This is a genomic window from Haloferax larsenii (genome assembly GCF_024730625.1).
GTDB lineage: Archaea > Halobacteriota > Halobacteria > Halobacteriales > Haloferacaceae > Haloferax > Haloferax larsenii.
In genome coordinates this window covers 1,011,170-1,033,728 of record NZ_CP078063.1, presented here as the reverse complement: position 1 = coordinate 1,033,728, position 22,559 = coordinate 1,011,170, and the positions used below count along the sequence as shown (strand labels likewise).

Genomic DNA, 22,559 nt, shown 5'->3' with positions numbered 1-22,559 from the left:
GAACTCCCTTCGAAAAACCGTGAGAGACGAACTCGGAGGTTGGAGCTTCGCGTCGACGCCGTTAGAACGGCCCCATGCCGCCCATACCGCCCATGTCGCCGCCTTGCTGCTGCATCTTCTTCATCATCCGCTGCATGTCGCCGTCGCCCATGCCCTGGAACTGCTTGATGGTGCGTTCCATCATGCGGTGCTGTTCGAGGAGTTCCTGAATCGTCTCCTCGTCGCGGCCGGAGCCCTGTGCGATGCGCTGGACGCGAGAGGCACCGATGATGCGCGGGTTCTCCAGTTCCTCGTCGGTCATGGAGTCCATGATAATCTCGAACGAGCGCATCCGGTCTTTCGTCACGTCCATGGCGTCGTCCGGCAGTTGGTCTTTGAGCCCGCCGCCGAGCCCGGGAATCATGTCGAGGACCTGGTCGAGCGGCCCCATCTTGTTCATCGCCTCCATCTGCTTTTGCATGTCCTTGAGGGTGAAGCTCCCCTTCATCATCTCCTCGGGGTCCCAGTCCTCGTCCTCGGCGGTCGTCTCCGCCATAGCGCGCTCGACGCGCTCGGACAGCTGCTTGAGGTCGCCCATACCGAGGAGCCGCGAGATGAAGCCGTTCGGCTCGAATCGCTCGATGTCCTGGACGGTCTCACCCATGCCGAGGAAGCCGATAGACGAATCCGTCTCGTTGACGGCGGTCAGGGCACCGCCACCTTTTGCGGTCCCGTCGAGCTTGGTGATGACGACGCCACCGATGCCGATGGATTCGTCGAACTGCTGGGCCTGCTCTTTTGCGCCCTGCCCGATTGCCGCGTCGAGGACGAGCAGGTTCAGGTCCGGTTGGACGACGCCTTCAATCTCTTCGATTTCGGCGATGAGGTCGTCTTCGAGGGCGTGACGACCGGCCGTGTCGACGATGTGAACGTCGGCGTCTTCGGTCGCTTCGAGCCCTTCGCGGGCGATTTGGACCGGGTCGTCGCAGTCGGGGTCGCCGTAGAAGTCGACCTCCGCCCGCTCACACATCTGCTTGGCCTGGTCGTACGCGCCGGGGCGGAAGGTGTCGGTCTGGATGACCGCAGGGCGAAGCCCTTTCTTCGAGAACCACCACGCCATCTTGGCGGAGGTGGTGGTCTTCCCCGACCCCTGCAGACCGGCGAGCATGATGGTCTGGGATTCGAGGGGAATATCGGTCGATTCGCCGATGAGGGAGACGAGTTCTTCGTAGACGATTTTCAGGACGTGGTCGCGGGCGCTCGTGCCACCCGGCGGCTCTTCCTCCAACGCGCGCGTCTTGATAGAGTCAGAGAGGTCCATGACGAGGCTGACATCGACGTCAGCGGAGAGCAAGGAGCGCTGAATCTCCTTGACGATCTCCTGAACGTCGTCCTCGTCGATACGGGACTTACCCCGCAGCTTATCGAGACTGCCGCGGAGGGAACTCCCGAGATTGTCGAGTACCATTGTCCCTTCCTACGCCGTCCCGTCGGTAAAGGCTTTATCCGTCGCGTCCGCGGGCGAACACCTTTCGGTCGCGCAAGCGACACCACGAACGATGACCCGAATCCTCGTCCTCGACCAGCCAAATCACGATATCCCCGCCGAGGAGTACGTCGATGCGCTCCGCGAGCGCCTTCCCGAGGCAACAATCGTCCACCCGAAGACGACCGCCGAAACACTCGCTGCCGCCCGCGACGCCGACATCATCACCGGAACGTACCTCCACGACGACGTGCTCGCCGCCGCGGAGAACCTCCAGTTGTTCGCGGGCGCGGCCGCCGGATACGACCACCTTCCGATGGACACGCTCCGAGAGCGGGACATCGCGGTCACGAACGCCTCCGGCGTCCACGGTCCTAACATCGCCGAGCACGTCATCGGCTGGCTCCTGCTGATTACCCGCCGCCTCGACGAAGGAATCCGCCGACAGGAACGCCGCGAGTGGCGGTCGTTTCAGGCGTACGGCGAACTGAACGGCTCGACAGTGACCGTCGTCGGTCTCGGCGAAATCGGACAAGCAGTCGTCGAGCGCCTCGCTCCCTTCGGCGTCGAGACGATTGGTGTTCGCTACACGCCCGAGAAGGGCGGGCCGACCGACCGCGTGGTCGGCTTCGACGACCTCGAATCCGCGCTCGTAGAGACTGATTTCCTCGTGCTCGCGTGTCCGCTGACCGACGAGACACGACACCTCGTCGATAAGCAAGCGTTCGACGCGCTTCCGAATCACGCCGTCCTCGTGAATATCGCACGCGGTGGCGTCGTCGACACCGACGCGCTCGTCGAGACGGTCCAACGCGGTCGAATCCGGGCGGCCGCACTCGACGTGACCGACCCCGAACCACTCCCGGAATCCCACCCGCTGTGGAACTTCGAGAACGTGTTCATCACCCCGCACGTCGCGGGCCACACGCCGCACTACTACACCCGATTGGCCGACATCCTCGCGGAGAACGTCGAGCGATTGGAAGAAGACGACGGGCGGGACGAGGGTGAAGGCGACGAACCGCTTCGGAATCAAGTGCTTCCCGAACCCTGACGTACTTCACTCGAGGATTCTTAGCCGGACTCGATGACCGGCATCGTGTTTGGACTTCAGGGAGTGAGCGTGTTTGGACTCGGCCCGGCAACCCTTCTCGCCTTCTGCGCTGCAGCGGTCGCGCTCATCCTCACGCCCGGCCCTGACACGGTGTACGTCCTCGCTCGCGGCGTACAGGGCAAAACGTCGGGTATTCGCTCGGCACTCGGCATCGCTACCGGCGTCTTGCTCCACACCGCGGCGGCGACACTCGGGCTGGCGGCACTGCTCCGAGCCGCGCCGGTCGCGTATCGTGCCGTGAAGTACGCCGGCGCGGTGTATCTCGTCTATCTCGGGATTACCGCCATCCGTAACCGCGAGTTCGACCCACAGAGAGAGACAGACCCGGGCGGCAGCTTTCGCCGTGGCGTCTTCGTAAACGCGCTCAATCCGAAAGTCGCGCTGTTCTTTCTCGCGTTTCTGCCCACCTTCGCCGGAACGGGGGCCGGTGCCGACGTTCGGATGGCACTCCTCGGAGGGACCTACGCAGTTCTCACGGCGGTGTATCTCTGTCTGGTCGCGCTCGCGTCCGAGCGCGCGAGCAACGCGCTCGAATCACGACGAGTCACGTCGGGGCTCAACTGGGTCGGCGGCGGCGTGATGGTCGCACTCGGCATCGGTCTCGGTCTCGAATAGCACTCCGAATAACACATTTGATAATTTCAGCAATACCCTTATTGGCTACATCCCCATGCCGTGCAGTATAATTGGGCCGAGTAGCGATAGTACACGTTCGAATGACACTTTCAATATCATCGTAGATTCGTGGGCAAAGACAGTCGAACTGCGGTCAGAGCGTTTCTCACCAGTCTCTTCGTTCTCTCTGCGGTGGTGTTTGCACCGGCAGCGAGCGTCGGCGTCAGTCCGGGGCCGGTCGTCGCGTCGGCGGCATCCGCACCAGTCATTACAAATTTTACAGCTGAGAATACCGGCGGACAGACGGTCGAAATCAGCTTTTCGTCCTCGAAGTCGCTCCAGCAAATCGACGTCGGATTCTACAACAGTTCGTTGAACCTGACCGACTTCGAGAAAGTTACCGAGTACAACATCGACGAATCGAGTTTTTCGACGAGCAACACGACCGCACCATATCACTACACAGCCACGCACACGGCGTCTGAGGACGGAAACTACACTGCCGAACTGCTCGTCGCCAAGGGCGACGACGGAAACAACGGTGCGAGTGGAGAGAAACAGACCGTCATCGTCGACACGACGCCACCGGATATTTCCAACCTCGCTGTTACCGACGACGCCGACGGCAACGGCTACGTTACGACCGGCAACGACGTCACAGTCAGCGCGACCGTCGTCGAGAATACGACGAGCATCGACGCGGTGACGGCCAATCTCAGCGCCTTCGGTGCCGGCGCTGCCGAACCACTCAGTGCCACGGGCGGCGATACCTACGAGACGACTATCACCGTGGGTGCGGAAGGCGCACCGACCGAAGGGAACCACTCGGTGACCGTCACCGCGACCGACACGGACGGCACAGGAAACGAGGGGAACGCGACGACCGGAACGACGCTGACAGTAGACACCTCGACGCCGTCGGTCTCGAACGTCCAGTTCACCGGGACCGCAGTCCAAGACGGCGTTCTCAACGATGGCGACACGTTCGGCATCGAGGCCGTCATCACCGACGGCCCGGCGGGGCAGACTCTCGATGGCGCACAACTCACAGCCGACCTCTCGTCGTTCGGTGCCGGGTCAGCCGTCGTCCTCACGAAAGACACCGGCGACACCTACACCGCGACAGCGACCGCGGACGGCTCGGCGGCCGCACCGGACGGCTACTACAACGCGACCGTGACCGCCGTCGACCGCGTCGGCCAGAGCGATTCGAACGAAAGCGGGTCGGTCGCAATCAGCGCTCCGCCGGACATCACCGCCTACAGCGTAACCAACCCGAGCGGGCAGAACCTCACCGTCAGCTTCGACTCCTCTGAGACGCTGTCCGACATCGAGGTGTCCGTCAGCGGGCCGAGTACGACGACGCTGACAGACGCCGATTTCACCGAATCTAGCGGCACCTACACCGCGACGTGGAACACCAGCACGGAAGGCGATTTTACCGCCGACCTACTCGTCGCCAACGACTCGACCGACCTGAACGGCGCGGGCGGCCGGTCCGATACGGCGACCGTCGACACCATCGACCCATCGGTGACGAACCCGACCCTCGTCGATGTCTCCGACGGCGACGGTGTCGTCGCGGACGGTGACGACGTGCGCATTCACGCAAACGTGACTGACGCGACGAGCGATATCGCCAGCGTCACGTTCGACGCGCGGGATTTCGGCTGGGGACACGCCGGTGAGAGCGAGGCGTTGACAGATGGCGACGGCGACGACGTGTACGACTTCACGGCGACCGTGAACGCCGCGAACGCGGCGTCCGACGGGACCTATCCCGTCCAACTCACGGCCACCGACGCAGACGGAAACGTCGAGTCGGTGACGACCAGCACGCTCGTCCTCGATACGGCAGCACCCACGCTCACCGACGTCTCGATAACGGACACGACAGACGGTGATGGTATCGTCGAGGACGGCGACACCATCGAGATTCGCGCGAACAGCACCGACGCGACGAGTGGCGTCGTCACCGTCACCGCCGACGCCTCCGCCTTCGGCGCAGGCTCGGCAGTCACACTCACCGACAGTGGCGGCGACACCTACACCGGAACCGTCACGGTCGATGCGGCAACCGCCTCCGGCGAAGGGACCTACGCAGTCGCGGTGACGACGACAGACGACGGCGACAACGAACGAACTGGGTCGTCGGGAACACTCGCGTTGAACACCGCACCACCGACAATCACGAATCCGACGGTGACCGACGCAACCAACGGAAACGGCGTCGTCGCCGACGCGGATTCTATCACTGTCTCGGCGACCGTCACCGACGTGACGGCAGTCTCGGCGGTGACTGCGAATCTCTCGGCGTTCGGCGCTGGAACCGCCGTCTCGCTCACCGACGGCGACGGCGACGACACCTACGACGCCACTGTCTCGGTCGACGACGCCAGTGCGTCACCGGACGGAGCCTACTCGGTCGACGTCACCGCGACCGACGAAAAGGCAAAGAGTGCGTCCGCAACGACCGCGACCCTGACGCTCGACACGACTGCGCCGAGTGCGACCGGGGTGACCATCTCCGACGACGGCGACCGACTCGTGGCCGACGGCGACAGCGTGACCGTCAGCGTGGACGTAACTGACGCGACTACCGTCGGGTCAGTCACGGCGAACCTCTCAGCGTTCGGCGCTGGCACCACCGTCTCGCTCACTGACGGCGACGGCGACGACACCTACGACGCCACCGTTACAGTCGATGGCGCGAGCGCCTCGCCAGACGGGAATCACTCGGTCGAAGTCGTCGCAGGCGATGACCACGGGAACGACGTGACCGTCACGACGGACGAACTCACGCTCGATGCGACCCCACCCGGGTCGTTCTCGCCGATTGTCGAAGACGTCGCCAACGGTGACGGCGTCGTCGGCGACGGCGAGTCGATTCGCGTTACGGCGACCGTCTCGGACGCGACGAGTGGCGTCGTCAACGTCACCGCGAACCTCTCGGCGTTCGGTGCCGGCGTCGTGGAACTCACACACGTCACGGGCGACACTTACAACGCGACGGCCTCGGTCGACGACGCCAGCGCGGCCGCAGACGGCACGCATTCGGTCGTCGTGCGTGCGACCGACGAGGCCGGAAACGACCGAAACCAGTCTGCGGGCGACCTCACGCTCGACACGGACGCGCCGGTCGTGACGGACGCGACGCTGACCGACGCGACCAACGGAAACGGCGTCGTCGCCGACGGCGACAGCGTGACGCTCTCTGCGAACGTGACCGACGCGACGACGATTCAGAACGTCACCGCCGACGCCTCCGCCTTCGGCGCTGGCTCGGCAGTCACCCTCACTAACACCGGCGGCGACCGGTACGAGGCGACTTTTACCGTCGATGGCGGCAACGCGACACTCGGCTCGCAGTCGCTCACGGTTGCCGCCGAGGACGCACAGGGCCGAACCCAGACGGCCAGCACTGGAAGCCTGACCGTCGATACCGTGAAGCCGACGATTTCGGACGTGAGCCTCGCTGACGATGGCGACCGGGTCGTCGGCGACGGCGACGACCTCACCGTGACGGCGACCGTCTCGGACGGAGAAAGTAGCATCGGGGCGGTGACGGCCGACCTGACCGACTTCGGACTCGGCGCGGCAGTCACGCTGAGCCACGCTTCGGGGAACACCTACGAGGCGACTGCCAGCGTCGATGGCGCGGCAGCCTCACCGGACGGGAACCACACAGTCACCGTCACCGTGGCCGATGCGGGGTCCAACACCCGCTCGAACACGACCGAGGAAATAACGCTCGACACGACGGCTCCGGTCCTCTCGAATAGCTCCGTGACTGACGCGACCGACGGAGACGGTGCTGTGGACGGCGGCGACCAACTCACGCTCAACGTGACCGTCGCCGACGACACGGCGCTCTCGGGTGTGACCGCAGACGCCTCGGCGTTCGGTGCCGGGCCAGCAGTCTCGCTTTCGGACCCCGACGGCGACGGTGAGTACGGCGCAACAGTGACCGTCTCCGAGTCGGGGACGACCGACGGCGCACAGAGCGTCACGTTCGCAGCAGTCGATACCGCCGACAACGAAGGGACGAAGGCGGTCAGCGGGCCAACCCTCGACACGACACCGCCGGGTCTCTCGAACACCAGTCTCACCGACGCGACTGACGGAAACGGTGTCGTTGCGAACGGGAGCGCGGTCACTATCTCGGCCGACGTCACCGACCTCACGACCGTCTCGACCGTCGTCGCCGACACCTCTGCGTTCGGCGCTGGCTCGACAGTCACGCTCTCGGACGCCGACAACGACGACACCTACACGGCGACCATCACTGTCGACGAGGCCGGCGTCTCGTCTGACGGTTCCCACGACGTCACGGTTCAGGCGACCGACGGGCAGGGCAACACGCAAACCGCAACCACGACACAACTGACCGTCGACACCGCAGCGCCGTCGCTCTCTGGTGTCTCGATAACCGACGCAACAGACGGTGACGGCACTGTGAGCGACGGGGACGAACTCGTCGTCTCCGCGACTGTCTCGGATGCGACCTCGTCCGTTTCGGCTGTCGTCGTCGACGCCTCCGCCTTCGGCGCTGGCTCGGCGGTCGCCCTCACGGATGGCGACAGCGACGGCACCTACGAATCGACGCTCGTCGTCGACGGCGCTGGCGTCTCAGCCGACGGCAGTCAGTCCGTCAGCGTCACGGCGAACGACTCCGGCGGCACCGCACAGACCGCCGCGACTGGCACGCTCACACTCGATACGACGCCGCCAGCGACCAGCGGGCTCTCGCTCACGGACGTGACAGACGGTGACGGTACAGTCGGCGTCGGCGATACAATCACAGTCAGCGTCACGGTCGCAGACGCCACGACCAGCGTCGATTCCGTGACGGTGTTCCTCTCGGACTTCGGGGTCGCCTCCCCGGTCGACTTGACCGACGGCGACGGCGACGACACCTACGAGACGACCGTGAGTGTCGGGTCCGGCGCGTCGGACGGCACGCAGTCTGTGACGCTCGTCGTCGAGGACACGGTCGGAAACGACGGCGTCGAGCAGTCTAACACCGTCTCAGTGGAAGTCGATGGTGGCAGTGGCGGCGACGGCGACGGGAGTGGTGGAGACGATAGCGACGACGGTGCAGGCGGGTCCGGTGGAGGCGACTTGGCCGACGAAGGTGGGTCGAGCGGCGGCGGAAGCACCGGCGGAGATTCGGACCGCTCCAGTTCAGACGACCGCTCTCAATCGGCGACTGTCGTTCGCGTCGAGAACGCCACGACCGACGGGCGTGCTACGAACGTCTCGGTTGAGAACTCCGCACGAAACGAACCAGTCGCGGTCGACTTCGGCGGCGAAGTTGCGACCGACGGGATGAACCTGACGCGACTCACGGTCACGACGACACACGAAGGCAACTACTCGCTCTCTGTCGCGGGCGACTCACCGCTTCTCGACGCGTCGGCCCCCGGCGAGGTAGTCGACGTGACGGCCGAAAGCGGTGCTGAACCGACAGCAGAAGCCGATGCTGACGCGCCGACTGACGACCCGACAGCCCAGTTCGACGGCGTCGTCCTCGGGTCGCTCCGCGTCGACCACAAAATCAGCGACTCGACCATCGACGCCGCCGCGTTCACGGTCGACCTCGATTCCGACCGACTCGCTCGTCTCGGCGTCGGTGCGGACGAACTCTCGCTGTACCGATACCACGATGGCGCGTGGAATCGCGTCGAGACCACCGTCGAGCGCCGGGACGGCGGAACACACACTCTCCGGGCGAACGCACCCGGTCTCTCTCGGTTCGTCGTCGGCGTCGACTCCGACACCCTACTTTCGGTCGACGGCGCGACCCTCTCTCGGCCGAGCGTCTCGACCGACCAACCGCTGACAGTGTCGGCCGAACTCTCGAATCCGCGCGGCTTCGGCGTGAAAAAGACCGTGGCGGTGACGGCGAACGGAGCAGTCGTTGGGACGCGCGATGTCACACTCGACGCGGGCGAACGAGCGACCGTCAGTCTCGACGTGACGCTGGACCACGGCGGCGTGACGAACATCTCCGTCGACGGCGTCTCCGCCGGGACCGTGACCGTCCGACCCGACGGCCAGTCGGCAACAGCGACGACGACCCAGACCTCGACATCGAATTCGGCACGGGGAGATGGAGACAACACCGAGACAGAACAGACCGCGTCGAGCGCGACACCCGAGGAACCGACAGGAGAGCGTTCGACGACGGCAACCGACACGCCCGGCTTCGGGGTGGTCGTCGCTGTCGGGGCGGTCGCTGTGCTCGCGGTCGTCGCACGTGTTCGAACTCGGCGTGAGAAAGGACAGTAGACGGTCGACGGACCGTCCCGCAGTGGGTTCGGGCGCTTACTCGCCTTCGCCGAGGAGTCGCTCGACCATCGCTTCGGGGTCGAACCGTTCGAGGTGGTCGTACCCCTGTCCGACGCCGAGGAACAAGATTGGCTTGCCCGTGACGTAGGCGATGGAGATTGCGGCCCCGCCGTTGGAGTCCGCGTCGGCCTTCGTGAGGATGGCCCCGTCGATGGCCGCCGCCTCGTTGAACTTTCTGGAGCGCTCGACTGCGTCCTGTCCGGCCACGGCCTCGTCCACGAAGATGGTGAGGTCCGGACCGACGACGCGGTCGATTTTCTCCAACTGCGCCATCAGGTCGTTCGAGGTGTGCAGTCGACCTGCGGTGTCGCCGAGGACGACGTCGATGTCGTGCGCCTCGGCGTACTCGACGGCGTCGTAGATGACGGCCGCCGGGTCACCACCCTGCTCGTGAGCGATGAGTTTCTTGTCGAGCGCGTCCGCGTGCTCTCGAATCTGCTCGTTCGCCCCGGCGCGGTAGGTGTCCCCGTTGGCGAGCACCGTCGAGAGACCCTGTTTTTCGAAGTACCGCGCGAGTTTGGCGATGGTGGTCGTCTTCCCGACGCCGTTGATGCCGGTGAAGATGAGCGTGACCGGCTTGTCCGCCTCCGCGATGCGCTTGTCGAAGTCGAACTGGCCGACGCTGATGACCTCGTAGAGCGCGTCGTGAAGCGCCTCTTCGACGAGTTGGCCCGTGCTCTGGACCTGCTTTCGCGTCTCGCCGACGAGTTTGTCGCGGATGGTGTCGAGAATCTCCTCTGCGACCTGCATCTCCACGTCGCTCTGGAGGAGCGCCATTTCGAGTTCCCACAGCGGGTCTTCGAGGTCTTCTTCCTCGATGACGACCTTCCCCGTGGCGAACGCGGCGGCGCGCTTCAGGCGACCCGCGCTCGACGAGTCGTCTGCTTCCTGTTCGGCCAGCGCGGCCTTCGCGGCGTCGGAAGCGAGCGATTCAGGCCCGTCGGCGTCTTCCGCGGCGTCGGCACCGTCAGCCGACTCGCTCGCCGCGTCGGTCGCGTCCGTGGCGGTGTCTTCCGAGTCGTCCGTCTCGACTGGCGTCGCCTCGGAGTGGGCCTCGTCGGACGGTTCGGATGCCGGTTCGGGGGTGTCGGAGGTCGAGGCGGCTGTCTCCTCACTGTCGGATTCGACAGCCGCAGGCTCGGCCGCTCCCGAGTCGTCGGCGGGGGTCTCGGCGTCGGCCACCGCGTCGTCGTCGGCCTCAGCAGCGGCTGCTTCGGCTTTCTCTTCGGCGGTGTCTTCGACGTCTTTCCGGAAGCGGTCGAGTTTCTTTTTCAGTCCGTCGAACATCTAAATTGAAAGGGGGAGTCGCTTACTCGTCGTCGTCGCCGTCTTCGCCCTGCATCTGCTGCATCTGCTGCATCTGCTGTTGCTGCATCTGCTGTTGGGCTTCCATCGCCTGCTGTTCGATTTCGTCGCTCTCTTCTTCGAGTTCCTCGATTTCGCCGCGGATGGTGGCGATGTTCTCGTCGAGGAGGTCCTGCTTGCGCTTCAGGGATTCGACGGCGTCGCCCTGGCTCTGTTCGGCTGCGTAGTTGCCGCCAAGGGAGACGATGATTTCGTCGATGTCCTGCACTTCGGCGCGGAGGTACGCGTCGCCGCCGAGCGGGACCTGCACCGTCGAGCCGGTTTCGAGCGTCTCGATTGCTTCGATGGCCTCGTCGATTTCCTGCTTTTCGGTGGTCAGGTCGTCGATTTCACCTTCGAGCGATTCGATTTCCTGGTCGATGGCCTGCAGCTCTTGGGAAAGCTGTTGGAGTTGCTGCTGACCACCGCCCATCATGCTGCGGACACCTCAGAGAGGGAGACCTTCGTACGTTTGATGCCGTGTTCGCTCCCGATGAGCGAGTAGGCGAACTCTCGTGCGACGTTCTCGTTCGGTGCGTCGACAACTTTCGTGAAGTTGTGGGTGACACCTCGGCTGGTGAAGGTACCACTGATAGTGAACTGGCTCATGGCCGTGATTCTGGCGGCGAGCGGGAAGAGTCTTCCTACTCGGGTCGCCGAGAGAACGAAGAATCGGCGGACGCGCGTCCTCAGTCGATGTAGCCGAGGGCGTCTTCGATACGGCCCAGTTCGGGGCCGGTCGTGTCCTCGCCGACGACGTAGTTCTCGTCGTTGGCGACGAGACCGGAGCCGACGAGCGGTCCACCGTAGTTTATCGTACCGATATCTGCTCGCACGTCGAGGACGTCTTCGAGCGCGTCGAGTTCCGGTTCGCGGGACTTCGGGTGACAGAGGACGCCGCGGTTGTTGGCGACGGCCGCCGTGCCCACAGTCCGAACGTCCGCGAGGTCGCCGCGTTCGACGGGGACTTCGAGTGCCTCTTCGACGGCCGCGACGGCTTCGTCGGAGAGGTCAGGATGGACGTACGCGCCGTAGTCGTTCGCGAGAACGACGTTTCCGGCGGCGTTGATGCGGCCGGGGAGTTCGTAGACCGGGAGGTCTGCGGCGTCGGCGAGTGCCTCCTGTTCGCGGGTCGTCGCTCGACTCGACACGAGGAGTCCGTTCTCGTTACCCGTCGCTAACGCGCCGACGGTGCCGGACCCGCCGACAGTCGTCGCGAGCGCCGGAACGCCCAGTTCGTCCGAAAGGTCATCGACGAGCGAGTCGTCGGCGTCCGGACGGACGATGAGGATGTCGTCGGTCGCTCGGGCGAAGACACCGATGTACGAGGAACCGGCGAAGGAGGCGCGGAGCACCGTTTACTCTGCCGGTTCGGCTTCGACGACAACGTCGCCGTCTTCGTCGAATCGAGCGGCACGGACGCGGAACTTGCTCGGCGGCGACTGCCGACCGTGCGCCCAGATTGCCTCGTTGATTTCCGAGTCGAGACGGACGTCGTCCGCGTCGACCTTGAAGTGCTTCGCGAGGTGCTCGCGAATAATCTTCATCGCGCGGCCTGCGCGCTCGTGGGACGGGACAGCCTTCACGTCACGGAGCGGGACGGTGACGACTCGCTCCTCGAAATCGCTTGCGCTCATGGCTTACTCGTCCGTGTTACTTCGCCGCCAGTTGCGACGCTTGGGGTTTCGCGTGACTTCCATGTCGGTCTTGAGCATGACCCACGCCGGGACACGACTGTTCTGGCGTTCGAGCTTCGCCAGACGCTTCTTCTTAGCCTTCGACTTCTTACCCATAGTGGCCTACAGTTCCAATCCTCCGCATAAAATCTTGTTCCTTCGCGTCTGAGCAGTGTGTGAAGGTTGACCACAGTGGGAATAGCGGGAGCCGAGACCGGAACTGCGGTCAGAAGCGACTCCAGAACCGGCGTCCACACCCGGAACCGACTCATTCAACCCTGCCCGTGAGAAAGCCCGAATCGAATGAGTCGGACCCGTACGCTCGTCGCCTTTCTCGGCCTCGCTGCAGTTTGGGGGAGCGCATTTCTCGCGACCGACGTTGCGCTCGGGTTCGTCCCGCCGGCGTTCCTCGCGGCGGTCAGGTTCGACATCGCGGCGGTTCTCTTGTTCGCGTTCACCGTCGCCCGCGGCGACCGATTCATCCCGACCGCACGCGGCGAGTGGAAACCCATCCTCGCCGGCGGGGTGTTCAGTATCGGCGCGCACCACGCACTCCTCTTCTCGGGGCAGGTGTACATCCCCGGTTCCGTCGCGTCCGTCCTCCTCGGCATCATCCCGCTGGCGACGCCGACCCTCACCCGGCTCACGTCCACCCGAGAGCGACTGACCCCAATCGGTGCAGTCGGACTCACACTCGGCTTCCTCGGCCTCGTCGTCATCGCCAACCCGAACCCCGAGAACCTGCTATCCTCGAACCTCGTCGGTGCGGTGCTCGTCCTCGGGTCGGCGCTCGCGTTTGCGCTCGGGGCCGTCTTCACGCACGACAGCGAGACGGGGATGTCGCTGCTCGCGGTGCAGGCGTGGATGATGCTCATCGGGGCCATCACACTCCACGTGACGAGCGCGGCGCTCCCGTGGGAGTCGGCCGCCGACGCGACGTGGACCGCGACGGCACTCGTCGCCACCGGCTACCTCGCTGTCGTCGCGGGGGCGGGCGGGTTCTTGCTCTACTTCTGGCTCCTCGACCGAATCGGCCCCATCGAAGTGAGCCTGCTCGAATACGTCATCCCGCTTTTCGCTGCGCTCGCGGAGTTCGTCTTCCTCAGGCGCGTTCCGACCGCGACGACGGTGGCCGGCTTCGCACTCATCTTCGCCGGGTTCGTCCTGTTCAAACGCGAGGCGATTCGCGGCGAATTGCGGCGGGCCGTAGATGGACGCTCGGCGCGGACGGGCGACAATTGAGAGTGAATTTGGAGGGGTTTCGAGCCTACAACGAAAACCGCGACACCGTCTCGTAGACGGGACCGCCCGAGTCGAGTTCGCTCTTTTTTAACCGAACGTCGCGCACGCGAAACGTCCCAATTTGCGGGGCTTCGCCTTCGACGGCGTCTCTGACTCGCTCTTTCCCGCGGGCGTCTTCCATCCGTGCGAGCGTGACGTGCGGCGTGAATTCGTGTGACTCCCCATCGAATCCGAGCGCCGTCGTCTCGCGTTCCAACGCCTCGTGGAGTCGCGTCATCTCCGCAGCGCCGTCCTGCACGCCGGCCCAGACGACCCGGATGTAGTCGAGCGATGGGAAGACACCCAATCCGCCGACAGTGGCGTCGAACGGCCCCACGTCGGCGGCGTCGATGGCGTCTTCGACCGCGGCTTCGATTTCGGGAATACGGTCCGCGGGCGTCTCGCCGAGGAACTTCAGCGTGACGTGCGCCTGCTCGGGGTCCGTAAACCGAAGGCTGCCGGCGTCGCTGAGCAGTTCCTGCACCGACGCGACGGACTCGGCGACCGATTCCGGGAGGTCGATTGCGAGGAAGAGCCTCATGACAGTATATCGACCGAAAAGCGACGTATAGATTCCGCCCGAAAGCGCTCAGTCGTCAGCCGCAGGCTGTTCGTCGTCGGCGGGGACCCACGTCCGGGCGACACCGGCGAACTCGCCGTTGACGAACGTCGCTTCGTACACGTCCGGCATCGTCAACCCGGTCCAGAACTCGTAGCCGTATCGCGAGTCGTAGGCGTTCAAGACGAGCGCCATGAGCGTGCCGTGTGTCCCGACCACGACGTGGCGGTTCGGATAGGCTTCGACGAGACGTTCGATGGCAGCGACCCCGCGGGACTGCGCCTCGGCGTGCGACTCCCCGCCGGGGTGGGAGGCCGTCGGATTCGCCCAGAGGTGTTCGACGGCGCTGTCGAAGTCCTCGACGTGGTCGTCCGCAAGTTCGCGCTCGCGGAGGTCTTCGTCGACGACGAGCGGGACGTCGGCGGCGTCGGCAACCCCCTCGACAGTGGCGCGAGCGCGTTCGTACGGGCTGGTCGCGACGACGTCGGCAACGTCGGCGAGGTGGGCCGTCACCCGTGCAGCGTCGCGTCGGCCGCGACGCGAGAGACCGCGCGTGCGCTCTGCGTTGGGGACGTACGGAGCGTGGGCGTGCCGGACGAAAGACAGCACAGTCGTCTCGGGGGCAGTCATTCGTAGAGCGCACCCGACCGAAGCCTAAAAAACAGTCGATGTCGCCGCTCTGACGTAGCGCTTAACCGCGACGACGCCCAAGCCCGGCTATATGACCGACGACGGCAATCGACCCCACCGCTTCTCCGAGGGACAGGGGTTCGACGAGGACTATTCGGCTTTCTCGCTCGACCCGCCCGAACTGGAAGTGGACCCGACGAAGGTCGACCCGGTCGACTCCCGCGTCCTCACGGACCTCCTCGACCAACGGAACATCGACCCAGAAGACGTCGACGTGGAGAAACTCCTCGACGTCGGCCTCTCGTACATGCAAATCAACCGCTTCGAGGAGGCTACCGAAGCCCTCGAACGCACCGCCCGCTTCGCCGAAGACGACTCGCTTCTCGAACAGGAAGCGTGGGTGAACAAGGGTGCGGCCCACGCGCAACTCGAAGAGTGGGACGAGGCAATCGGGTCGTATCAGGAGGCGCTCTCCATCGACGAGGAGACCGAACACGGCGCGACTGCACACACCAACCTCGCGTACGCGCTCTGGGAGTCCGGCCGGACCTCTGACGCGCTCCACCACGCCGAGCGCGCCGTCGAACTCGACCCGCGCTTCCCGCAGGCGTGGTACAACCGCGGCTTCTTCCTCCACGAGCGCGGCCTGAACGAGGACGCCGTCAACGCCTTCGACAACGCGATTCGCCTCGGAATGCGGAACGCGACCGTCCTCGAAGAGAAGGCGCGAGCGCTCGAAGAACTCGGCCGCGAAGACGAAGCACAGCAGGTCCAACAGCAGGCTGACGAAATCCGCGACCGGGCCGAAGAGAACCTCGTCGAGGACTACTGATGTTACTCCGCGAACGAGAGACGCCGGAAGGACTGCTCGTGTCTGTCTGTGACCCCGACTGCATCGGTGAGACCTACAGCGAAGGCGACGTCTCACTCGACGTGACCGAGGACTTCTACGGCGGCGACGAAGCAGAACCGGCCGACAGCGAGGCCGTCGTCGACAGCCTCACTCGCGCAACCGTCGCCAACATCGTCGGCGAAAGAGCCGTCGGCGTCGCCATCGACGCGGGTCTCGTCGACGAAGAGACCGTGCTCGAAGTCGATGGCACGCTCCACGCGCAACTGCTCTGGCTCCGCTAACAGGACTGCTTACTCAGCAGCGCGGCGGTCGACACCGCGGATTTCGAATCGTGCACCGCCCGCGTCCGACTCGGTGAGTTCGAGACACCAGCCGTGGGCATCGACGACCTGCGAGACGATAGATAGCCCCAGACCCGTACCCTCTCTGTCCCCCGAGTATCCGGCGTCGAGTACCGCACCCCTGTCAGCTTCTGGAATTCCGACGCCATCGTCCTCGACGTAGAATCCGGGCCCGTTGGGGCCATCCACGAGGGGACCCACAGTCACCGCTACGGGGGTGTCCGACCCCTCCGGGCGAGCGTGTTCGATAGCGTTCCGAAACAGGTTCTCGAAGACGTGTGAGAAGAGACTGTCGTCCGCCTCGAACAGCATCGTGTCAGCGACGGTCAGCGACGCCTCACCGGTCTCGACGTGGCTCCACGCCGTCTCAGCTTGCGTTCGGAGGTTGACTGTACTCGTCGCTTCGACGGTACCGTGGCGAGCCAACACGAGCGCGTCGGAGATGATGTCGTCCATCCGTTCGAGAGAGTCGACGATACGGCCGAGGGGGTCTGTGGCAATGCCTTCGTCCAGGACTGTCTCGGCGTATCCGAGCGCGACTGAAAGCGGGTTTCGGAGGTCGTGCGAGAGAATGCTCGCGACGTTCTGGAGGCGATTCGCCTTCTCGTCGACTTCGAGTTCGGCGAGTTTCCGGTCGGTGATGTTGAGGTGGACGACCTGTACGTACGTCTCACTCTCGTGTGAAAATCGAGTCACGCGCATCGTGAACCAGCGTCGCTCGTCGTCGCTGTGGCAGGGATATTCGTACGAGAACTCGTCGTCGGTGCCCTCGATGACCGAGCGAATTCCGTCGGCCGCCATCGTCGAAGACTGGTCGGGGTCGACGTCACAGACGCCCAAGTAGTTCATGCCGATAGAGCTCGCGTCACCAGCGTAGTCGTTCTCAGTTCCGAAGCGCTTCCACGCCTCGTTCGTGTACAGAATCGTCCCATCCGTGTCCAGAATCGCCAGTTGTGTCGGGAGAGCATCCAGACTCGCAGCCGGGAGTGTGGATGGGAAGGACATAGCATACCTTGCATCGAGAACTACTTCACGTTTCGCCCGTCCTGACAGTTCAAGAAGTAGTACGGGACATCCGAGAGGAGGGCATCTCGACCGATACGGTACCAAACGTGCTAGATTCCGGCATCGTTAGCCGATGTACGCAACGACTATCGGTTTCGTCGGCATGGCTGGACCGAAGACGTGTTGTGCCTACGGCCGTAACCCTCGCGTAATGGAAGTGCAGGAATCGTACCCAGTCGACGTTGACTCGCTCCGTGCGGACTTCCCGATTCTCCAACGGAAGGTCGGCGGCGACATCTCGACGCCCGGCGAGGGTGACGACGACACCGTTCCCCTCGTCTATCTCGACAACGCTGCGACCAGCCACACCCCGGACCAAGTCGTCGACGCCATCGCCGACTACTACCGCGAGTACAACTCGAACGTCCACCGCGGTATCCACCACCTGAGTCAGGAGGCCTCCGTCGCGTACGAAGAGGCGCACGACCGGGTCGCTGAGTTCATCGGTGCCTCCGGCGGCCGCGAAGAGGTCGCGTTCACCAAGAACACGACTGAAGCGATGAACACGGTCGCCTACGCGTGGGGGCTCGACGAACTGGGTCCCGGTGACTCCGTCGTCCTCACCGAGATGGAACACCACGCCTCGCTGGTCACGTGGCAGCAGATTGCCAAGCGAACCGGTGCCGAGGCGCGCTACATCCGCATCGACGAGGACGGCCGCCTCGACATGGAACACGCAAAAGAGCTCATCGACGACTCGACGAAGATGGTCTCGGTCGTCCACATCTCGAACACGCTCGGGACCGTCAACCCCGTCTCCGACCTCGCCGACATGGCCCACGACGTGGGTGCCTACATCTTCGTCGACGGCGCGCAGTCGGTGCCGACCCGCCCGGTCGACGTGGAAGCCATCGACGCCGACTTCTACGCCTTTTCGGGCCACAAGATGTGCGGCCCGACCGGTATCGGGGCGCTCTACGGCAAGCGCGACCTCCTCGACGAGATGCAACCGTACCACTACGGCGGGTCGATGATTCGCCGTGTCACCTTCGACGACGCCACCTGGGAAGACCTCCCGTGGAAGTTCGAAGCCGGGACGCCGCCTATCGCGCAGGGCGTCGGTCTCGCCGCCGCTATCGAGTACCTCGACGACATCGGCATGGAGAACGTGCAGGCCCACGAGGAACTCCTCGCGGAGTACGCCTACGACCGCCTGAACGAATTCGACGACATCGAAATCTACGGCCCGCCGGGTGACGACCGCGGTGGTCTCGTCTCGTTCAACCTCGACGGCGTCCACGCCCACGACCTCTCCAGCATCCTCAACGAGCAGGGCGTGGCCATCCGCGCCGGCGACCACTGTACCCAACCGCTCCACGATAAACTGGGTGCTGCGGCGTCGACCCGAGCGTCCTTCTACATCTACAACACGAAAGCAGAAGTCGACAAACTGGTCGACGGTCTCGAAGTCGCACGCGACCTGTTCGCCTGAGCGTCGCATCTGAACGGGGTGACTGAACCCACTTCGAATCGGAAGCGCAGGCGTCGGAATCGGCTGATTTTCGGCTCCCCGGAATCCTTTTACGGCGCTCGGGCGTAGCCCCGACGAACACCAATGGGCATTGGCTCAGACATGTATCGTCAGCAGATTTTGGACCACTACAAGAACCCCCGTAACCACGGTCGGCTCGACGAGCCGACGTTCAGCCACACGGGGGAGAACCCCTCCTGCGGCGACACGATTACGATGGACGTGCAACTCGCCGACGACGGCGAGACGATAGAGCGCGTCGCGTTCTCCGGCGACGGGTGTGCCATCAGCCAAGCCTCGGCGAGCATGCTCACCCAGCGACTGCCGGGGACGACGCTCTCGGAACTGGAGGAGATGGACACCGACGACATCACCGAGATGCTCGGCGTCGACATCTCGCCGATGCGCATCAAGTGCGCCGTCCTCGCGCGACAGGTCGCACAGGACGGCGCGAAGATTCACGACGGCGAGATAGAAATCGAGAAGACGAAGACCGAAGACGACGACTAGTTCGGACCCGTTTTTCGTCGGCCGTTGAGTCGAGAGCACAGCCGTTGCCGAAGGCAGAACGATAGCTGTTGCCGAAGCGACCGAGCCGCCGCTCTCACTGAGTCAATTGCGTTCGGAAGGAATGTGGGGGAGAAAACGCGTGGGGGAACGCGTGTGGGGGAATGTGGGGGAGAAAACGCGTGTGAGTGACGGTAGCTGCGTCTGAGTGACGCAGCCGAAACGTGGCTTACTCGGGCTTCAGACCGCCGTCCTGCACGCGCATGACTGCCTCGCCGTCGGCGAGGTTCGGCGCGTCCACGAGGCGCACGATACGCTTGTCGCCCTTGGACTTGCGGAGGTAGATACGGAACGTCGAGGTGTGGCCGAGGATGTTGCCACCGATAGGCTGGGTCGGGTCGCCGAAGTAGGAGTCGGGGTTGGACGCGACCTGGTTCGTCACGAGAATACCCGTGTTGAACAGGTCGCCGATGCGCATCAGGTCGTGAAGGTGCTTGTTGAGCTTCTGCTGGCGCTCGGCGAGTTCACCGCGACCGACGTACTCGGCGCGGAAGTGAGCGGTAAGCGAGTCGACACAGAGGAGGCGAACCGGCCAGTCGGTGTCCTCGTGGTCACCGGCGAGTTCCTTGGCCTTCTCGGCGAGGAGAATCTGGTGGTTGGAGTTGAACGCCTTGGCGACGTGAATCTTGTCGAGCACGTCGTCGACGAGTGCCTGCATCGTCTCTTCGTCGTCGACGGAGCCTTCGATTTCGCGGTCTTCGAGCGTCGCTTCGAGGACGTCGTCTTCGAGGCCGCGGACCATGTCGTCGATACGCTCCGGGCGGAACGTGTCTTCGGAGTCGATGAAGATACAGCCGCCGCCGAGGCCGCCCTGTTCGGGCGGAAGCTGGACGTTGACGGCCAGCTGGTGCGTAATCTGGGACTTACCGGCACCGAACTCACCGTACACTTCGGTGATGGACTGTGTTTCGAGGCCGCCACCGAGGAGTTCGTCCACTTCGTCGATTTGCCAGCTCAGCTTGCCGATTTGCTGGCGTCGTTCGAGGACCATCGAACCGGTCTCGAAGCCACCGACGTCGGCGGCGTCGCGGGCGGCGTTGATGATGTCCGAGGCCGTGCTGTTGCCGATGTCGGCCTTGTTGGACAGTTCGCCGGGGCTGGCGACTGCGATAGACTGATAGCTGTCGTAACCGCTCTCGACAAGTTTGTCGGCTGTGGCCGGGCCGACACCGGGGAGACTTTCGAGGTCGTCTTCTGCCATACCAACTCGTTCCGCCCATACCCACATAAACCCTCGTTAACAGCAAGGTGAAAGTGAAACCGAGAGACAGCGGCGACCCGATGACGAGCGTCTGACGGAGTTTCAAGTCAGAAAGCGAGGCGATTCGGCCATCAGCAGTACTTTATGATAAGTGAAACTTTGTCTACATATGTCGGAAAAGACCGCCGTCGAGTTCATCGAAGAGTGGCAAACCGGAGCGTTTCTCATCATCGGGAGCGTAGTCGCTGGCGCGTTTTCCGCGGTGGCGCTCGGACCATATGAGACGCTGGCAGGAGTGCTGTTCGTCTTCTTCTTCGGTGCTGTGTTCGCGTTTCTGGGTTTCTCGTATCTCTTGTACGGGCGCTGAGCGAACGAAAAGCGCCTCGTCGCCTCACTCCCACGGGTGGCCGTTCGGCGTCGATGGCCACAGCGGGTACCAGTAGCTCTCGTCGTCTTCGATTTCCAACTCACCGTCGAGGACGGATTCGAGTTTGAACTCCAGTTGTTGGTTCCGCTTCGAGGTTCCCTGCGGCGAGAAGGGGTAGTATGCGCCACGCCGGAACGAGTACACCCAGTAGGCTCGGTCGCCGTCTTTTCGGAAGCCGAAGAGGGCGGCGAGCAGGCGCGACCCGTACCCGCGTTCGATGAACTCGTCGGCCGCGAAGTGGACGCTCGTCACGAGGTCCTCGGGGTCGTCGTCGACGAGGACGACCCAGTTGTAGCCGTGGTCGTCGGTGTGGCGACGGAACTCCGTGCCCGTCTCTTCGCTCCCGGCAGAGAGGATAGACTCGACAGCATCGACCGTATCCGCGAAATCGGTGCTATCGACAGAGGAGAAACAAAGCGCCGCCTCGTCGGACGAGTCGAATCCGAGGTCCGCCTCCATCGTCAGATAGGCGGTGCTCATTCCGAAGAGGTCGTCGGGGTCGGCCTTGCTGGTCGCGTCCGACTCGGCGCTGATGCCGAGGGCGGAGCGAAGCGAATCGAACAGTCCCATGGGCACCGCTAAGAGTGGCTACAACTTAGCGTCGTGGGGCGAAAACGAGGGTCGTCAGGGTGGGTGGGCGAGCGCTCGCCTCAGAACGTTTCCATCTCGCGCTCCATGTCGCGGAGGCGCTCGACGCGGTTTTCGGTCGAGGGGTGGGTGCTGAACAGACGGCCGATGAAGTCCGACTTGATGGGGATGATGAAGAACGCGTTCATCTCCGAGGTCTCGCGCATGTCGCGCTTCGGGACGTTCTCCATCCGGCCCGAAATCTTGAGCAGGGCGGAGGCGAGCGCGGACGGACGGCCGGTGATGACCGCCGCACCGCGGTCCGCCGCGTACTCGCGGTAGCGCGAGAGCGCCCGGATGAGCAGGTACGAGATAATCCAGACGACGAGCGACGCGAGGATGGCCACGATGACCGGCATGTTCTGGCGGTTGTCGTCGCCGCCGAAGAACCAACCCCAGCGAACGATGAGGAAGGCGATACTGGAGAGGAACGACGCGATGGTCATGACCATCACGTCGCGGTTCTTCACGTGCGCGAGTTCGTGGGCGATGACGCCCTCCAACTCGTCGTCGTCGAGGGTTCGCATCAGTCCCGTCGTGACGCAGACGGCCGCGTTCTTCTGGGAGCGCCCCGTCGCGAAGGCGTTCGGGACAGACGTGTCCGCGATAGCGACCTTCGGTTTCGGGAGGTCAGCCTGCTGTGAGAGGCGACCGACCATCGCGTGGAGTTTCTTCGCCTGCGGGCCGTCGTCCTCGTCGACGACAGTCGCGCCCATACTGTAGAGGGCGAGTTTGTCGCTGAAGAAGAATTGAGCGAAGAGGAAGATGCCCATGAAGGCAGCCCAAACACCCAGACCTCTGAATTGGAGGAGTACAGCTCCAAAAGCGATGTAGAGGGCGAACAGGAGGAACATCGTGAACGCCATGCGGCCACGCAGTCCCCAGTCCGGTTTCCATTCCATAGGGCCTGATTAGTAATCCGGCTAATAAACGCTGTTGGAGTGAGATGAGCTAACATATGGGGGCAGATTT

22 protein-coding genes are annotated in these 22,559 nt (G+C 64.0%); 9 read left to right on the top strand and 13 right to left on the bottom strand.

The genetic code is table 11. From position 1 onward, the window contains the following. Positions 1-61 precede the first annotated feature (61 nt). Positions 62-1,447 (bottom strand): signal recognition particle protein Srp54, encoded by a 1,386-nt coding sequence (locus tag KU306_RS05285; protein WP_007544151.1) that lies wholly within the window; start codon positions 1,445-1,447, stop codon positions 62-64. 91 nt (positions 1,448-1,538) lie between these two features. Here KU306_RS05285 and KU306_RS05280 point away from each other — a divergent pair, with 91 nt between their 5' ends. The 3 genes from KU306_RS05280 (at position 1,539) to KU306_RS05270 (ending at position 9,485) form a co-directional block, all read left to right on the top strand. After that, entirely contained in the window at positions 1,539-2,519 is a 981-nt protein-coding gene (locus KU306_RS05280; protein ID WP_258303096.1) for a D-2-hydroxyacid dehydrogenase, read from the top strand. Between the two features lie 33 nt (positions 2,520-2,552). Continuing rightward, the gene (locus KU306_RS05275; protein ID WP_007544147.1) at positions 2,553-3,194 is read left to right on the top strand and encodes a LysE family translocator; all 642 of its coding nucleotides are present in this window, start codon (positions 2,553-2,555) and stop codon (positions 3,192-3,194) included. A 129-nt stretch (positions 3,195-3,323) separates the two neighbouring features. Then, entirely contained in the window at positions 3,324-9,485 is a 6,162-nt protein-coding gene (locus KU306_RS05270) for a hypothetical protein (protein ID WP_258303095.1), read from the top strand. 36 nt (positions 9,486-9,521) lie between these two features. On the opposite strand, the gene ftsY is transcribed toward KU306_RS05270, so the two are convergent. The 6 genes from ftsY to KU306_RS05240 all read right to left on the bottom strand — a co-directional run bounded on the left by ftsY (position 9,522) and on the right by KU306_RS05240 (position 12,682). Then, complete coding sequence (gene ftsY / locus KU306_RS05265; protein ID WP_007544144.1) at positions 9,522-10,832, bottom strand: signal recognition particle-docking protein FtsY; 1,311 nt, start codon at positions 10,830-10,832, stop codon at positions 9,522-9,524. Positions 10,833-10,854: 22 nt separating this feature from the next. Next, on the bottom strand, positions 10,855-11,322 hold the full coding sequence (gene pfdA, locus KU306_RS05260) for a prefoldin subunit alpha (RefSeq protein WP_007544142.1): 468 nt from the start codon (positions 11,320-11,322) through the stop codon (positions 10,855-10,857). After that, complete coding sequence (rpl18a, locus tag KU306_RS05255; protein WP_007544140.1) at positions 11,322-11,498, bottom strand: 50S ribosomal protein L18Ae; 177 nt, start codon at positions 11,496-11,498, stop codon at positions 11,322-11,324. The genes pfdA and rpl18a overlap by 1 nt, the downstream gene beginning before the upstream one ends. 80 nt (positions 11,499-11,578) lie before the next feature. After that, entirely contained in the window at positions 11,579-12,244 is a 666-nt protein-coding gene (locus KU306_RS05250) for a translation initiation factor IF-6 (protein WP_007544138.1), read from the bottom strand. A 3-nt stretch (positions 12,245-12,247) separates the two neighbouring features. Then, complete coding sequence (locus tag KU306_RS05245; RefSeq protein ID WP_007544137.1) at positions 12,248-12,526, bottom strand: 50S ribosomal protein L31e; 279 nt, start codon at positions 12,524-12,526, stop codon at positions 12,248-12,250. 3 nt (positions 12,527-12,529) lie between these two features. Beyond that, entirely contained in the window at positions 12,530-12,682 is a 153-nt protein-coding gene (locus tag KU306_RS05240) for a 50S ribosomal protein L39e (RefSeq protein ID WP_007544136.1), read from the bottom strand. Positions 12,683-12,868: 186 nt separating this feature from the next. Here KU306_RS05240 and KU306_RS05235 point away from each other — a divergent pair, with 186 nt between their 5' ends. Beyond that, complete coding sequence (locus tag KU306_RS05235; protein WP_258303093.1) at positions 12,869-13,807, top strand: DMT family transporter; 939 nt, start codon at positions 12,869-12,871, stop codon at positions 13,805-13,807. Positions 13,808-13,832: 25 nt separating this feature from the next. On the opposite strand, the gene thpR is transcribed toward KU306_RS05235, so the two are convergent. Further along, positions 13,833-14,387 (bottom strand): RNA 2',3'-cyclic phosphodiesterase, encoded by a 555-nt coding sequence (gene thpR / locus KU306_RS05230; RefSeq protein ID WP_258303092.1) that lies wholly within the window; start codon positions 14,385-14,387, stop codon positions 13,833-13,835. A 48-nt stretch (positions 14,388-14,435) separates the two neighbouring features. Continuing rightward, entirely contained in the window at positions 14,436-15,035 is a 600-nt protein-coding gene (locus KU306_RS05225; RefSeq protein WP_258303091.1) for a histidine phosphatase family protein, read from the bottom strand. A 91-nt stretch (positions 15,036-15,126) separates the two neighbouring features. On the opposite strand from KU306_RS05225, the gene KU306_RS05220 reads away from it, so the two are divergent. Both KU306_RS05220 and KU306_RS05215 read left to right on the top strand, forming a co-directional pair. Further along, on the top strand, positions 15,127-15,867 hold the full coding sequence (locus tag KU306_RS05220) for a tetratricopeptide repeat protein (RefSeq protein ID WP_008322571.1): 741 nt from the start codon (positions 15,127-15,129) through the stop codon (positions 15,865-15,867). Further along, positions 15,867-16,169 (top strand): DUF424 domain-containing protein, encoded by a 303-nt coding sequence (locus tag KU306_RS05215; RefSeq protein WP_007544131.1) that lies wholly within the window; start codon positions 15,867-15,869, stop codon positions 16,167-16,169. Before KU306_RS05220 ends, KU306_RS05215 begins: the two co-directional genes overlap by 1 nt. 9 nt (positions 16,170-16,178) lie before the next feature. Here KU306_RS05215 and KU306_RS05210 read toward each other — a convergent pair whose 3' ends face one another. Then, the gene (locus tag KU306_RS05210; protein WP_258303090.1) at positions 16,179-17,234 is read right to left on the bottom strand and encodes a PAS domain-containing sensor histidine kinase; all 1,056 of its coding nucleotides are present in this window, start codon (positions 17,232-17,234) and stop codon (positions 16,179-16,181) included. A gap of 217 nt (positions 17,235-17,451) precedes the next feature. Here KU306_RS05210 and sufS point away from each other — a divergent pair, with 217 nt between their 5' ends. Both sufS and sufU read left to right on the top strand, forming a co-directional pair. Next, positions 17,452-18,726: a bifunctional cysteine desulfurase/selenocysteine lyase SufS gene (gene sufS / locus KU306_RS05205; protein WP_241429870.1), complete on the top strand. Its 1,275-nt coding sequence runs from the start codon at positions 17,452-17,454 to the stop codon at positions 18,724-18,726. A 123-nt stretch (positions 18,727-18,849) separates the two neighbouring features. After that, the gene (gene sufU / locus KU306_RS05200; RefSeq protein WP_007544127.1) at positions 18,850-19,275 is read left to right on the top strand and encodes a Fe-S cluster assembly sulfur transfer protein SufU; all 426 of its coding nucleotides are present in this window, start codon (positions 18,850-18,852) and stop codon (positions 19,273-19,275) included. 226 nt (positions 19,276-19,501) lie between these two features. On the opposite strand, the gene radA is transcribed toward sufU, so the two are convergent. Then, on the bottom strand, positions 19,502-20,533 hold the full coding sequence (radA, locus tag KU306_RS05195; RefSeq protein WP_007544124.1) for a DNA repair and recombination protein RadA: 1,032 nt from the start codon (positions 20,531-20,533) through the stop codon (positions 19,502-19,504). Positions 20,534-20,702: 169 nt separating this feature from the next. On the opposite strand from radA, the gene KU306_RS05190 reads away from it, so the two are divergent. Next, complete coding sequence (locus KU306_RS05190; RefSeq protein WP_258303089.1) at positions 20,703-20,900, top strand: DUF8144 family membrane protein; 198 nt, start codon at positions 20,703-20,705, stop codon at positions 20,898-20,900. 24 nt (positions 20,901-20,924) lie between these two features. Here the strand turns inward: KU306_RS05190 and pspAB are convergent, their stop codons facing one another. Then, positions 20,925-21,530 (bottom strand): PspA-associated protein PspAB, encoded by a 606-nt coding sequence (pspAB, locus tag KU306_RS05185; RefSeq protein ID WP_007544120.1) that lies wholly within the window; start codon positions 21,528-21,530, stop codon positions 20,925-20,927. An 80-nt stretch (positions 21,531-21,610) separates the two neighbouring features. Beyond that, entirely contained in the window at positions 21,611-22,489 is an 879-nt protein-coding gene (gene htpX, locus KU306_RS05180; protein ID WP_258303088.1) for a zinc metalloprotease HtpX, read from the bottom strand. Positions 22,490-22,559 lie beyond the last annotated feature (70 nt).